Genomic DNA, 13,335 nt, shown 5'->3' on the forward strand with positions numbered 1-13,335 from the left:
TCATTGCTTTTGGTATCTGCCACGTCCCTACTCCTTTTGCCTTCTCGATACGTCATGATGCTGATTGTGGTAAGACTGCATTTTTCATGCGTTTTTTGATGATACGCTGTTTGTTACGTAGCCGTCTATCACCTTGGTTGTTTTCATAGTATTTTGGATTGGTCAGCATACTGATGAGCAGCGCGGACTCGTCACGGTTGAGATTGGCCGCAGTTTTATTAAAATAGTGATGTGCAGCCGCCTCGATACCGTAAATACCATCGCCAAACTCAGCCACGTTAAGATAAGCGGTCAAGATACGCTGTTTGTCCCACAACGTCTCTATCATCACGGTGATAATCGCCTCTTCGCCTTTCCGAATATAGGAGCGATGCGCGGTCAAAAACAGGTTTTTGGCCAACTGCTGCGTGATGGTCGAGCCGCCAGCTGTCGTTTTTCCTGACGCTTCATTTTTCTTTTGCGCCTCTTTTATGCCTTTAATGTCGAAGCCATTATGCTGACTGAAAGTCGAGTCTTCACTGACGATCGCTGCTTGCTTGGCGGACTTGGCAATTTGATCATATTCTACCCACTCTTGGGTGACCTCGCCGCCGGTCAGACGATGGGTCAGCATAAACATGCTGTTGTTAATGGGCTGGGTTTTCCAAATCAATAATAGCCCTGCGACCAAAACATGAAAAACCACGACCAACAACATGAACGCCAAAAATACTCGTTTGATAAATGTGCCAAAACTTGCCATGCGCGATATCCAAGTGATTGAAAAGATAAAAGGTAGCCGCTTATCCAAAAACAGCCCAAGCAGTTAACTCAAATAGCAGGTCATCTTACCTAATCTCATAATCGCTGTCATTATTTACCCCATTTCTTTATCATGTCAGTAGCACAATGCAATATAAGCTTTTTACAATAAGCTTTTTTTATGACCCATCCAAATAAACGAAGCGGTTGCCACCCACATAAAAACAAGCGCCAGCAGTAGAACGTTAGATATAAACAATAGAGCACGAGTATAAACATGGATTATGATAATAATATAGCAGAGCAGGATATAGCAGAGCTGCGGGCACGCATAGTAGCCGCCAACCCTAGCCTTGACACTAGTGAAAATATCGATAACTGGTGGCTACTTGGCACCACAGGCTGCCATCTGTGTGATGTCGCTGAACAAGTCATCGCGCAGTTTCAAACCGTACAGCGGCTGACCTATCAGTATGTCGATATTGCCGACTTCGATGAGCCGCTGATGATGACATTTGCCACTACCATTCCTGTGATAATCACACCGACAGCACGCTTAAATTATCCGTTTTCGGTGCTGGATTTGCAGCAGTTATTTATGTCTGCGCCGTCGCAAGACAGCTTGCCATAATAATAAAACATCTATAAACGCCTCACACTCAACATTAAAAAATTGCTGGAGTTAAAAAAATGACTGAATTAAAAAAAGTGACTGAGATTGAAGATCTGCGCCGCGTCGCTGAGCGTAAAGTGCCGCGTATGTTCTATGACTATGTCGATTCAGGCTCGTGGACTGAGACCACCTATCGTAATAACGAGACTGACTTTGACCGTATCAAGCTGCGCCAGCGCGTATTGGTCGATATGGATAACCGCAGTCTGGCGACACAGATGATCGGCGAGCCGGTCAAGATGCCAGTCGCCATCGCGCCGACAGGCTTTACTGGCATGATGTGGGCCGATGGTGAGATACATGCCGCACGCGCCGCGGAAAAATTCGGCGTGCCGTTTTCGTTGTCGACCATGAGCATCTGCTCTATTGAAGATGTCGCCGCCCACACCAGTAAGCCGTTTTGGTTTCAGCTGTACGTCATGCGCGATCAAGACTTTATGGCCAATCTGATTCGCCGTGCCAAAGAAGCCAATTGCTCAGCACTTATCTTAACCGCCGACTTACAAGTGCTTGGACAACGTCACAAAGACATCAAAAATGGACTTTCTGCCCCGCCCAAACCGACACTGACCAATATCCTAAACCTAATGACCAAGCCGCAGTGGTGCATGAATATGCTCGGCACCAAACGTCGCACGTTTGGTAATATCGTCGGTCATGCACAAAATGTTGAGGATCTGTCATCACTCTCTGCTTGGACGGCAGAGCAGTTTGATCCGCGTCTTAGCTGGGACGATGTGGCGCGTATCAAAGACATGTGGGGCGGTAAGCTGATTATAAAGGGTATCATGGAGCCTGAAGATGCGATACTCGCCGCCCGTAGCGGTGCCGATGCACTGGTCGTCTCCAACCATGGTGGTCGTCAGTTGGACGGGGCGCTGTCTTCTATCTCTGCCCTCTCTGACATCGTACAGGCAGTCCATGCCGAAAACAGCGACATCGAGGTGTGGCTCGATAGCGGGATTCGCTCAGGTCAAGACGTCCTAAAAGCCATCGCCTTGGGCGCAAAAGGCACGATGATTGGCCGCGCTTTTCTTTATGGGCTAGGCGCTTATGGCGAAGATGGTGTGCGCCGCGCGCTTGAGCTTATCTATAACGAGTGCGATATTAGTATGGCATTTTGTGGTCATACCGATATCAACACAGTCGCAAAAGACATCTTGGTAAAAGGCACGCACGAAAACCTCAAAGTGAGCCATGATGGCTGATTGGCTTTTGATACAAGCGCCGTTTGACAAACGGGCACGCTGGCAAACGACTTGCTCTACGCATCGTCTTTGTGCTTTATTTATCGTTATCTCTACTGCTTATTTATTCTATTTATAACTTGTCAATAAAACTGGCGCTTATGACCATACAACAACTGTTAAAGACAGCACCTGTGACCACCTTACTGTTAATCAGCTTTATTGGGCTGTTTCTCCTGCAGGTGCTGACAGGCGTCGATGCCAATAACCCCTCGACTGAGGATTTGCTTAAATGGGGCGCCAATGCGCTGCCCTTTACCATGACTGACGACCCATGGCGGCTGCTCAGTAGTGCGTTTTTGCATATTGGTTTGATGCATCTATTGTTTAATGGGTTTGCGATGTATTTTTTCGGTCAAGTGGCCGAGCCGATGTTTGGCTCCGCAAAGTTTTTGGCGTTGTTTTTATTGGCGGCCATCGGTGGCAACTTACTCAATAACTATATCACTTGGCAAGGGATTTTAGATGGCACGGGACAGCCTGGCATATCGGCAGGTGCCTCTGGTGGCATCATGGGTATCGGGGCGGCGTTACTCATCGCCGCCTTATTCAAAATCTCAGTCAACGGCCTTGTCCTTAATCTCAAAAGTTTGATATTTATTATGGGTATCAATTTGGTCTATGGTTTTGCTGTCCCTGGTATCGACAATGCTGGTCATATCGGCGGTGCGGTGACAGGTTTGGTGATTGCACTGGCCTTTGCCATTGCCTATCGTCAGCGTGCCAATGTCACACAGATAAACCCGCCCTTTGATGCAAGCTTGCACATCCATCCCACTTATCAGCAGCATACAGGGTATAATAACTATCATAATAATCATAATAGTCATCACCCTGCTGACTCAAATAAGGCGAAAAACCCTGCGATACTATGGCAGCTGCTCCCTTGGATTGTGATGCTCGTCATGAGTGTTGGCTTTGCCTACTGGTGGCAAGACATGCATCAGCAGCTACTACAAGTGCTCGCCGCCATTGAGTAGCGCGTCGTGGCTATTCGTCACTATCAATAGTGTTGATAACAGCCTGCGTGCCAACCAGCTTGTGCAATTTATTCACCAGCACTTTTTTACTTATCTTGCTTATCTTTATTTGCTCAAATTTTGACGATATTGTTTAATTGTTTCACCATTTACTAGTCCAACTACTGATGAGAAAAAAACCATGTCTAATGTATCTGCGCTACCCCATGTCGCTACACGTATGACCTTTAACGCTTTGGCAGCTACTGCCTTACTGGGTGTCGCCAGCATGTCTCATGCCGCGATTTTTAAAAACAACTTACCGACCGATCCAGACGCGGTACTTAGCGTCGGCGTCAACGTCATGGCCGTCAATCCAGCCTATGATATGGAAGACAGCACTGATATACGCGTGCTGCCAGGCGTGTTTTATGACAACAACAGAGTCTATGCGCGCGGCGCTCAAGCTGGTGCTTATCTCATCAATGATGGTACCAATCAGCTCTCGGCATACGCGCAGCTGTCTGGTAGCGAGTTTGACCCTGATGATGCCCGCGGCACGCTACAAGGACTAGATGAACGTAAGGCCTCGGCAGCGGCAGGTTTGACGTATTTACGTCGTACGCCAGTTGGCGGTTTTCGTATTCAAGCCGCTACTGACGTTTTAGACCGTAGTGGTGGTAATACTGCCCGCTTAACCTATCTGGCGCGTATCACTAAGAATAAGCTCACCGTCTATCCGAGCATAGGTTTTGAGTATCATGATGCAGATTACAACGAGTATTATTATGGCGTTAGTGAAGAAGAATCTGCCAAGACAGGCGTCGCCGCTTATAAATCAAACTCAAGCTTAAACCCTTATATCAATATCAGTGCCAACTATGACTTCAATGAGCGCTGGGCAGGTTTTGCCAACCAAAGCTTAAGCTATCTGCCAAATGAGCAAAAAGACAGCCCAATGGTCAACTCGCGTACTGATGCTACGACGACGCTTGGTTTGCTTTATAAGTTTTAGGGATTGATGTTAAAACTTCAGTTACGATATTTGACGTAGGCTGGGCTTTTAGCCCAGCTTTTTGTTAAGTGACATGATAAAAGGAGAGAAGATGGCTGACTTATTAAGTGTAATAAAACGCGATTTTGATGAATTTCACAGTAGCGGAAAAATTGAGCGGGCTAAAGCGTTAACACGAATAACAGGCATGCACATGAACCATAACGAATATCCTGAGTATTTTTTTGGTGATCTCAATGCCAAGTTCGTTTTAGTGCACCTTATGCCTAAACAAAACGATAACTTAGATGCAACATATCAAGGTGAGTTAAAATTTCAAGATTTTACAGACTACGTTATGTATTATCAGCACTTTGGTGAAAATCACTACGGTAAATCTCTGAAGAACAGACGTAAATCAATATTTGATACTAAACAAGTTCACTTTATTCGCCCCTTTAATGCCTTGAATTTAAGCTCTGATGATGAGTTCGTCAACTTACAGTGCGTCATAGATGACAAACTACAGCTCGAGCTGGTTCCGTTTGGTTCAAGCTCATTTAAAACTGATTTGATGACTCACGAAGCGTTGCAACCTTACATAGAACTCTTATTAGATACTATTATTAAAACAGATAGAGATTATGTCATTTTTTGCGGTAAAGTATTTGAAAGCTTATTAAGAGCTCATATAGTAAAAAAAGAAGACTATTCTTTTAAACTGATAAAAACTGATGGCTCATTATCAAAAAACAATGCAAAATTCTCACGTTTGATTTTACGTTATAAAGGTCAAGAGTTTAAGGCAGGCATTGCTCATTCTTTTGCACAGCAAGGATTAACAGGCGCTGTCATGGAAGATTACGGTAAAAAATGTTGTGAACGTTATGATCAATAGTCCATCTAAATAATACTGTTAAAAAAAGACCTTGCCACATGACAAGGTCTTTTTACTATTCTAAAAACTATTAGATAACTTACTTAGGATGTACCATATCAGCAGGAGTGACCCACTCATCGAACTGCGCTTCACTCATTAGATCAAGCTCAACGGCGACTTGCTTGAGCGTTTTGTTTTCTTTATACGCGGTCTTAGCGATTTTCGCTGCATTTTCATAACCGACATGACGGTTCAATGCCGTCACAAGCATGAGCGAATTATGCAAGAAGTCATCGATTTTTTCTTTGACTGGCTCAATACCGACGGCGCAGTTGTCGTTAAAGCTGTTGCACGCATCGCCCAGTAGTTTGATAGATTGCAACAAGTTAAATGCGATCACTGGCTTATACACATTTAGCTCAAAGTTACCTGACGCGCCCGCCATGCTGATAGTCGTGTCGTTACCCATCACTTGCGCCACAACCATGGTCATTGCTTCTGACTGCGTTGGGTTTACTTTACCTGGCATGATAGATGAGCCTGGCTCGTTTTCTGGAATGGTCAGCTCGCCAAGACCACAACGAGGACCTGAAGCGAGCCAGCGTACGTCGTTAGCGATTTTATTGAGGCTACCTGCTAGGGTTTTGAGCGCGCCAGACGCAAAGACTTCGGCATCACGCGCCGCTAGTGCTTCAAATTTATTTGGTGAAGTGACAAAGGGTAAGCCTGTCAATGTCGCCAATTGCTCAGCTGCTTTTACCGCATAATCAGGATGAGCGTTTAGACCCGTACCTACTGCAGTGCCGCCTAGTGGTAACTCATATAGACCTTGTAGCGCATTGTCGATGCGAGTCAATGCATGGTCAAGCTGGCTGACGTAACCGCTAAACTCTTGGCCTAAGGTTAAAGGCGTGGCGTCTTGTAAGTGCGTACGGCCGATTTTGACGATGCTATCGAACTCTTTGGACTTTTTATCTAAGGTATCACGTAGCGCTTTGACCGCTGGGATAAGTAGGCTATTGATCTGACGCGCAGCCGCCACACGAATCGCCGTTGGGAAGCTGTCATTGGTAGACTGAGCGTGATTGACGTGATCGTTAGGATGAATCGGTGCGTAAGTGCCACGCTCAGAGCCTGCGATTTCGTTGGCACGGTTAGCAAGCACTTCGTTCATGTTCATGTTTGACTGTGTACCCGAACCCGTCTGCCAAACCACTAATGGAAACTGATCGGTAAGACCGCCGTTGATGACTTCGTCAGCAGCTTGTACGATGAGATCACGCTTATCGCCTTCGATACGCTCTAGGCTAGCATTAGTAATCGCAGCGGCCTTTTTGACTAATGCCATCGCTTCAATCATCGGACGCGGCAAGGTCTCACCACCAATCTTGAAGTTCTCACGGCTACGCTGGGTTTGCGCGCCCCAATAAGCGTCTGCTGGGACTTCGACATTGCCCATGGTATCTTTTTCGGTACGGGTGGCCTGATTTTGTGACATAACGATCCTCTTTTATTAGTAGTTAATAAATGGTTTATCATAAAAAGTGCAACTAAAGCTGCACATAAGGAAAATAGGCTGTAAAGTGAGGTTATGATAGCATGGCTTATCATAAATTTCTCCACGCCGATGCGAGTATTTATACTTACTAGACACTGAACAAATAGATACTAAGTAAAAGTGATTGATCGCCACATATCTTTTTAACCAATACTCTTTTTAACCAATACTGTAAATACTATTATGACAACCAATCCACCTAGACGTCAGTTTACTCGCCTGCGCCGCCAACTAACAGATGGTGAGCGCAGACAATACGCACGCATGGCAAGTTTGCACTTGGTTAAATTGCAACAACGCTTGCCTCCGCGTGCGCGTATTGGCTTATATTATGATGGCTTTGGTGAGCTTCCTACTCAGCCGCTACTGGACTGGTGTCGGCGCTCAGGCTACCGGGCATATCTGCCAGTGGTCGGCTCGCTCGGTCGTGACAATAAAAGAGATGACGATAAACGCTTGCGCTTTGTGCCCATTTATCACTCAAAACTTATCAACGTACCGACCTATATTCATCGTTTAGGGATGCCGCAAAACCGACATCGGCATTTATTATGGGCAACAGAACTGGACGTCATCATCTGTCCACTCGTAGCGGTAGATAAACAAGGCAATCGTATGGGCATGGGTGGTGGTTTTTATGATACGACTCTTGGAAGAAGCTATCAGTCTGGCGCTTCAAGGCCGCTAAAAATTGGCTGGTGCTACGACTTTCAAGTGGTAGATAAGCTTGAGCGTCAACCATGGGATGTGCCGTTAGACGGTTTGATTACGCCAAGTGGCTTAATGTGGTTTAAACCCACTCATATTGATGAGTCTGAACTAGAAACCTCTAGCGCCGATACGGTTGATAGCTACTTACAAACACTAGGTAATGATGACGCTAGGGAAATGCTTTATTACAGTCAAGAACAAAACTTTAGTTCTGATGAGCTATCAAACGTTATTAATGAGGCGCGTTTGAATGAGTTATTGGCGCAGAGTGACGCGTTTTTGGCTAGTTTAACTGGTGAGATAGGGGATTTTGATGAGGATTGTTAAAAATATAGGCAGTTTGAGCAATTAATAGAAACGAAAAAAGGCGAGTATAGTGATTGTTTATACTCGCCTCTCCTATCAAACCCAATCATTCAAATCATTTACTAAAGCACCATCGCTGCAATCCAGCCAAACGCCAGTAGCGGTATATTGTAATGAATAAATGTTGGCACCACGCTATCTCTGATATGGTCATGTTGACCATCAACGTTTAGACCAGACGTTGGCCCAAGCGTCGAGTCGGACGCGGGCGAGCCAGCATCACCAAGCGCTCCTGCCGTACCAATAATAGCGACGGTTGCTAGTGGTGAAAATCCTAGTGACATACATAGCGGTACATAGATCGCCGCCACAATCGGAATGGTCGAGAACGACGAGCCAATACCCATGGTGACCACTAAACCAATGCCTAGCATGACAAATGCAGCGATCGCTTTATTTCCTGCAAACAGGTTGGTCGCACCATCAATCAGCGGCGCAATCTCCCCTGTCGCTTTCATCACTTCTGCAAAACCTTGCGCGGTAATCATAATAAAGCCAATCATCGCCATCAGCTTGATACCGTCGTTAAACACGCTATCGGCTTCACGCCATTTGACCACACCCGTCGCCATAAATACCGCAAAACCAAACATCGAGCCGAGCAGCAACGAGTCGGTATACAGCTGCACCACAAAGGCGGTGACGATAGCCGCTAGCGCCACTAGGGTTTTGAGCTTACTTTGTGTCTTAGCGCCAGCGGCTGTTTTACTTAATGCATCGCCTTCTACGACGGCATCATGCGCTTGCTGATCTATCGTTAATTGCTGATACTGACGCGGCTTACGATAGCTGATAAACACCGCAGTCAAAAGGCCAAGAAACATACCGAGCGCTGGAATCGCCATTGCCTTAGTGACGGAGATATCGCTAATATCGATACCCGCTTCTCCAACGTTTTTGAGCATGATCTGATTGAGATAAATATCACCAAAACCATAAGGGATAAACATATAAGTGGTGACCAGACCAAAGGTCAACAGGCACGCGATCAGACGGCGATCTATCTGCATACGATTAAAGGCGAGTAATAGTGGCGGCACGAGCAGCGGGATAAAAGCGATATGAATGGGGATTAGGTTTTGGCTAAAACAGCTCATCATCACTAGGCCTGCAAACAGCAGATACTTAATCATCGCGCTGGTGCCGCCCGCATCGATACGCTTGATGACCGTTCCTGCGAGTGACTGCGGCAATCCTGAATGCGCAATCGCTACCGCAAAAGCACCTAATAATGCATAAGAGAGGGCAATACCTGCCCCGTTTTGGATGCCTTCTTGAAAGGCTTCTAAAGTTGCGGTGATACCTAAACCGGCGAGCAAGCCGCCCGCTATAGCACCGATGAGCAAACTCAGTACCACGTGTACCCGCGCCAGTGACAGCCCAAGCATAATCACTACCGCTAGTAGCACCGCATTAATGGTCATATTCTCGCCCCTTACCCTATGTTTTTAGCCTTGTGATGGCGCTTTTGCATTTTACCCGCTCTGCCTGATAGATAGCTTTACCTGCCGATTGCGGCTAAGACGGGCGCTATTTTACCTGATTTTGCCCACAAAACCCACGCGCAGAACCCCGCAGACAAATAAAACCGAGCAAATAAAGAGACAATATCCTCGTTTCTGTTGGCAATAGAGCCTTGCAATTTTGTATAGCAACACCATTTATCTATCATGAAACACTAACTTGACTGAACAAGTTTAGTGAATAAGGAATGAATATATGACTGACTATAATATTGATAAAGACAATATCGACATCGATGTGTCAGCAGCAACGCCTGATACTGATGAACAAAATGTTGATAAAAACACTGCCGATAATGGCTCAGACAATCATTTGCCACTATTGGCACTACGCGATGTGGTCGTCTATCCGCACATGCAAATTGCCCTATTTGTAGGTCGCACGCCGTCGGTCAAAGCGGTGGAGCTTGCGCAAGCAGAATATGGCGATAAAGTACTCGTCGTCGCACAAAAAGACTCGCTGACCGAAGATATCGACCAAGATAACCTCTATCAGTACGGTACGGTGTGCCGCATCGTCAGCACGATGCCGCATGATAGCGATGAAAACTGCATCAAGGTGCTGATCGAAGGCCAATATCGTGCCCGCGTTGATGCTATAGAAAACCATGCAGACAGCCAAGACGACGTCTTGATGGCGACTTTTGAGCGTGCTGATCTCGATGTCAGTATGGATGAGAGCCAGCAAAAAAATACCATTCAAGCCTTAACCACGTTGTTTGAAGGCTATGCTGATTCTCGTCTGCGTAATGCGCGTGAGCTAACTCGCGTGGCCAAACGCATCGATGATTTGCTTGAACTGGTCTATTTCATCTCAACCCGCGTGTCGATGGATCTTGAGGTTAAGCAATCGTTTTTAGAAGAAGACGATATCAAAACCCATATCAATACCTTGACCGAATATCTCGTCAAGCAAAGCGCTGAGCAGAATATCGAGCAAGATATCCAAGATGCCGTGCGTCAGCAAATGGAAGACAATCAGCGCGAGTACTTCTTAAACGAGAAGATGAAAGCGATCAAAAACGAGCTATCAGAGATGAATGACGGCGCGTTCGATGGTGAAGATGATGTCGCTGAGCTAGAGCAGCGTCTAGAAGATGCTGACTTGCCAGAAGATGTGCGCAAAAAAGCAGAGCAAGAGTTGAAAAAGCTAAAAATGATGCCGCCTGCATCGAGTGAATCATCAGTGGTGCGCAACTATATTGAGTGGATTTTGGACACGCCGTGGAATGCGACGACCAAAGTTTCGATTAATTTAGACAAAGCCAAAACCGTCTTAGACGAAGATCATTACGGCTTGCAAGATGTCAAAGATCGCATCTTAGAATATCTCGCCGTACAATCACGAGTGAAAAAGCTTCGTGGTCCGATTCTGTGTCTGGTAGGTCCTCCGGGTGTTGGTAAAACCTCGTTGGGTGAGTCGATTGCGCGGGCAACCGGTCGTAAATTTGTCCGTATGGCGCTTGGCGGCGTCCGTGATGAGGCGGAAATCCGTGGTCATCGCCGTACTTATATCGGTGCGATGCCGGGTAAAATCGTACAGTCACTGGCGAAGGTCGAAGTTAAAAACCCGCTATTCTTATTAGATGAAATCGATAAAATGGCGCAAGACTTCCGCGGTGATCCAGCATCAGCGTTACTTGAAGTATTAGACCCTTCACAGAACGATACCTTTAACGACCATTATCTCGATATGGACTTGGATCTCTCACAAGTGATGTTTATCTGTACTGCCAACAGCATGGATATCCCGCCTGCGCTCTTAGACCGTATGGAAGTCATTCGTCTACCGGGTTATACCGAAGAAGAAAAGGTCAATATCGCCCAGAAATACCTTGTACCAAAAGCGATTAAAAATAATGGCCTTAAAGAAGGTGAAATTGAAATCGTTGAAGCAGCACTGCACAGCATCGTGCGTAGCTATACGCGTGAAGCGGGTGTGCGTAACCTTGAGCGTGAAGTCAATAAGATCTGCCGTAAAGTGGTTCGTGGTTCGGTCGAAACCCATGGTGCCCGCGCACCGAAAAAAGCAGAGCGTCAGCTGGTGGTGGTCGATGACAAAAACATCGATGATTATCTAGGCGTCCATCAGTACGACTACGGTCTGGCAGAAGAAGAGCCTGAGATCGGCCGCGTGACTGGTCTTGCTTGGACACAAGTCGGTGGTGAGCTATTGACCATCGAAGCGGTGGCGATGAAAGGCAAAGGTGAGCTGAGCTTTACCGGATCGCTTGGTGACGTGATGAAAGAATCGATCCGTGCTGCGATGAGTGTGGTACGGGCGCGTGGCGACAGCCTAGGTATCGACTACGAGACCGTCAAAACCACTGATATCCACGTGCACATGCCAGAAGGCGCAACACCAAAAGACGGTCCATCGGCTGGTGGTGCGCTGACCACAGCGCTGGTCTCTGCCTTAACTGGCATTGCCATTCGCCCGGATATTGCCATGACAGGCGAGATTACCTTACGCGGTAAAATCTTACGCATCGGCGGTCTCAAAGAAAAGCTGCTGGCTGCGCATCGCGGTGGTATCAAACATGTGTTGATTCCAGAGAGTAATGAGCGCGACCTAGCTGATATCCCCGACAACGTCAAAGAAGGCTTGACCATTCAGCCAGTGGCGACAATTGATGAGATATTAAAAGTAGCGCTGGTCAGTATGCCAGTGCCACTCAAGCCTGCCAAAGTAACGGTCGATAAAACCTCAAGTAAAGCGCTGCATAACTAATCTGATTCGTTACTAATCCCGTCTTACAAAGTAAAGAGCCGCTCATCGTCATGATGGGCGGCTTTTTTGCCTCATGCTTTTTAAACCCATACGATACTTACATTTATTAACCGATTGTTGCGCATTTGATGAATAACTATACCCAATGCTTGGCTATACTAATTGCGACATTAAGCAATGCTTGAGTAATTAAGCAGTGTTTGAGGACAGTTTTTGAGTACAGTGTTTAAGTACTCAGAAAACATGAGTACTTTGAGAAAACAATAGACATTCATCACAACAAATAAATATAAATGGAGAGAATAATGAATAAGTTAATGCTTAGTAGTGCCCTATTATGTGGTTCGGCTCTTGCCATGACTGGCTGTCAAACGGTCGAAGGTCAAATGCAAACAGGCAACCCTGTCAATCAGCCAGCACTAAAATCTACCATCAAAGCCGTCGCTGGTAACCAAAACGAGGTCGGACAAGTATTTTTACGTCCAGTAGATGGCGGCGTACAGGTATATGGTAAGCTGATGAACTTGCAGCCTGGTAAGACCGTATCGCTTCATATTCATGAGACAGGCAGCTGTGCCAATATGGGTAAAGCAGCAGGCGGCCACTTTAATCCAGATAATAAACCGCACTCAAACCCTGATGACATGAATGGCCATGCAGGCGATCTACCTAACTTGACAGCAAACGAAGATGGTGTTGCTACTATCAACTTTGTAAATAAGAAAATCTCCGCTGCTGATGCCGGTAAATATAGTGTTAACCGTTTAGCATTTATCGTGCATAGTGGGGTTGATGATTATACTAGCCAGCCAGCTGGTAATGCAGGCGATCGCGTTGCTTGCGGTATCATCGAAAAGACCTAATCGCAGTAGTTCGGTCGTAAAACATAGCCGTTTGCTAATAAAAAACCTCTTAGAGCATCTAAGAGGTTTTTTTTATAGGCATTAACATC

Annotated in this window: 11 protein-coding genes; 8 read left to right on the forward strand and 3 right to left on the reverse strand. The window is 46.2% G+C overall.

The window, feature by feature from the left end; all coding sequences use genetic code 11:
• Window positions 1-52: 52 nt before the first annotated feature.
• Entirely contained in the window at window positions 53-742 is a 690-nt protein-coding gene (gene mtgA / locus JMX98_RS00240) for a monofunctional biosynthetic peptidoglycan transglycosylase (protein ID WP_201583493.1), read from the reverse strand.
• Window positions 743-1,018: 276 nt separating this feature from the next.
• On the opposite strand from mtgA, the gene JMX98_RS00245 reads away from it, so the two are divergent.
• The 5 genes from JMX98_RS00245 to JMX98_RS00265 all read left to right on the forward strand — a co-directional run bounded on the left by JMX98_RS00245 (window position 1,019) and on the right by JMX98_RS00265 (window position 5,512).
• The gene (locus JMX98_RS00245; protein WP_201583495.1) at window positions 1,019-1,372 is read left to right on the forward strand and encodes a glutaredoxin family protein; all 354 of its coding nucleotides are present in this window, start codon (window positions 1,019-1,021) and stop codon (window positions 1,370-1,372) included.
• A gap of 59 nt (window positions 1,373-1,431) precedes the next feature.
• Window positions 1,432-2,622: an alpha-hydroxy acid oxidase gene (locus JMX98_RS00250; RefSeq protein WP_201583497.1), complete on the forward strand. Its 1,191-nt coding sequence runs from the start codon at window positions 1,432-1,434 to the stop codon at window positions 2,620-2,622.
• Window positions 2,623-2,762: 140 nt separating this feature from the next.
• Window positions 2,763-3,641: a rhomboid family intramembrane serine protease gene (locus JMX98_RS00255; protein ID WP_201583499.1), complete on the forward strand. Its 879-nt coding sequence runs from the start codon at window positions 2,763-2,765 to the stop codon at window positions 3,639-3,641.
• A gap of 181 nt (window positions 3,642-3,822) precedes the next feature.
• The gene (locus JMX98_RS00260) at window positions 3,823-4,635 is read left to right on the forward strand and encodes a MipA/OmpV family protein (protein ID WP_201583501.1); all 813 of its coding nucleotides are present in this window, start codon (window positions 3,823-3,825) and stop codon (window positions 4,633-4,635) included.
• A gap of 91 nt (window positions 4,636-4,726) precedes the next feature.
• Entirely contained in the window at window positions 4,727-5,512 is a 786-nt protein-coding gene (locus JMX98_RS00265; RefSeq protein ID WP_201583503.1) for a hypothetical protein, read from the forward strand.
• Between the two features lie 79 nt (window positions 5,513-5,591).
• Here the strand turns inward: JMX98_RS00265 and fumC are convergent, their stop codons facing one another.
• Window positions 5,592-6,992: a class II fumarate hydratase gene (gene fumC, locus JMX98_RS00270; RefSeq protein ID WP_201583504.1), complete on the reverse strand. Its 1,401-nt coding sequence runs from the start codon at window positions 6,990-6,992 to the stop codon at window positions 5,592-5,594.
• A gap of 243 nt (window positions 6,993-7,235) precedes the next feature.
• Between fumC and JMX98_RS00275 the strand changes: the two genes are divergently transcribed.
• Window positions 7,236-8,090 carry a 5-formyltetrahydrofolate cyclo-ligase gene (locus tag JMX98_RS00275; protein WP_227679894.1) on the forward strand — a complete coding sequence of 285 codons (855 nt, stop codon included), beginning with the start codon at window positions 7,236-7,238 and terminating at the stop codon, window positions 8,088-8,090.
• Between the two features lie 101 nt (window positions 8,091-8,191).
• Here the strand turns inward: JMX98_RS00275 and JMX98_RS00285 are convergent, their stop codons facing one another.
• Window positions 8,192-9,553, reverse strand: coding sequence for a Na+/H+ antiporter family protein (locus tag JMX98_RS00285; RefSeq protein WP_201583505.1), 1,362 nt, complete (start codon window positions 9,551-9,553; stop codon window positions 8,192-8,194).
• Window positions 9,554-10,007: 454 nt separating this feature from the next.
• Here JMX98_RS00285 and lon point away from each other — a divergent pair, with 454 nt between their 5' ends.
• Together lon and JMX98_RS00295 are read left to right on the forward strand one after the other, a co-directional pair.
• Complete coding sequence (gene lon, locus JMX98_RS00290) at window positions 10,008-12,383, forward strand: endopeptidase La (protein ID WP_413786497.1); 2,376 nt, start codon at window positions 10,008-10,010, stop codon at window positions 12,381-12,383.
• Between the two features lie 305 nt (window positions 12,384-12,688).
• Window positions 12,689-13,246: a superoxide dismutase family protein gene (locus JMX98_RS00295; protein WP_201583506.1), complete on the forward strand. Its 558-nt coding sequence runs from the start codon at window positions 12,689-12,691 to the stop codon at window positions 13,244-13,246.
• The last annotated feature ends 89 nt before the right edge of the window (window positions 13,247-13,335 follow it).

It is taken from the genome of Psychrobacter sp. HII-4 (genome assembly GCF_904846595.1).
Lineage (GTDB): Bacteria > Pseudomonadota > Gammaproteobacteria > Pseudomonadales > Moraxellaceae > Psychrobacter > Psychrobacter celer.

Bases quoted from the DNA above. Each gene is read 5' to 3' on its own strand.
- JMX98_RS00295 (WP_201583506.1), top strand. From the start codon at position 12,689: ATGAATAAGTTAATGCTTAGTAGTGCCCTATTATGTGGTTCGGCTCTT.
- JMX98_RS00265 (WP_201583503.1), top strand. From the start codon at position 4,727: ATGGCTGACTTATTAAGTGTAATAAAACGCGATTTTGATGAATTTCAC.
- JMX98_RS00275 (WP_227679894.1), top strand. From the start codon at position 7,236: ATGACAACCAATCCACCTAGACGTCAGTTTACTCGCCTGCGCCGCCAA.
- JMX98_RS00245 (WP_201583495.1), top strand. From the start codon at position 1,019: ATGGATTATGATAATAATATAGCAGAGCAGGATATAGCAGAGCTGCGG.
- JMX98_RS00285 (WP_201583505.1), bottom strand. From the start codon at position 9,553: ATGACCATTAATGCGGTGCTACTAGCGGTAGTGATTATGCTTGGGCTG.
- fumC (WP_201583504.1), bottom strand. From the start codon at position 6,992: ATGTCACAAAATCAGGCCACCCGTACCGAAAAAGATACCATGGGCAAT.
- mtgA (WP_201583493.1), bottom strand. From the start codon at position 742: ATGGCAAGTTTTGGCACATTTATCAAACGAGTATTTTTGGCGTTCATG.
- JMX98_RS00255 (WP_201583499.1), top strand. From the start codon at position 2,763: ATGACCATACAACAACTGTTAAAGACAGCACCTGTGACCACCTTACTG.
- JMX98_RS00250 (WP_201583497.1), top strand. From the start codon at position 1,432: ATGACTGAATTAAAAAAAGTGACTGAGATTGAAGATCTGCGCCGCGTC.
- lon (WP_413786497.1), top strand. From the start codon at position 10,008: ATGCAAATTGCCCTATTTGTAGGTCGCACGCCGTCGGTCAAAGCGGTG.
- JMX98_RS00260 (WP_201583501.1), top strand. From the start codon at position 3,823: ATGTCTAATGTATCTGCGCTACCCCATGTCGCTACACGTATGACCTTT.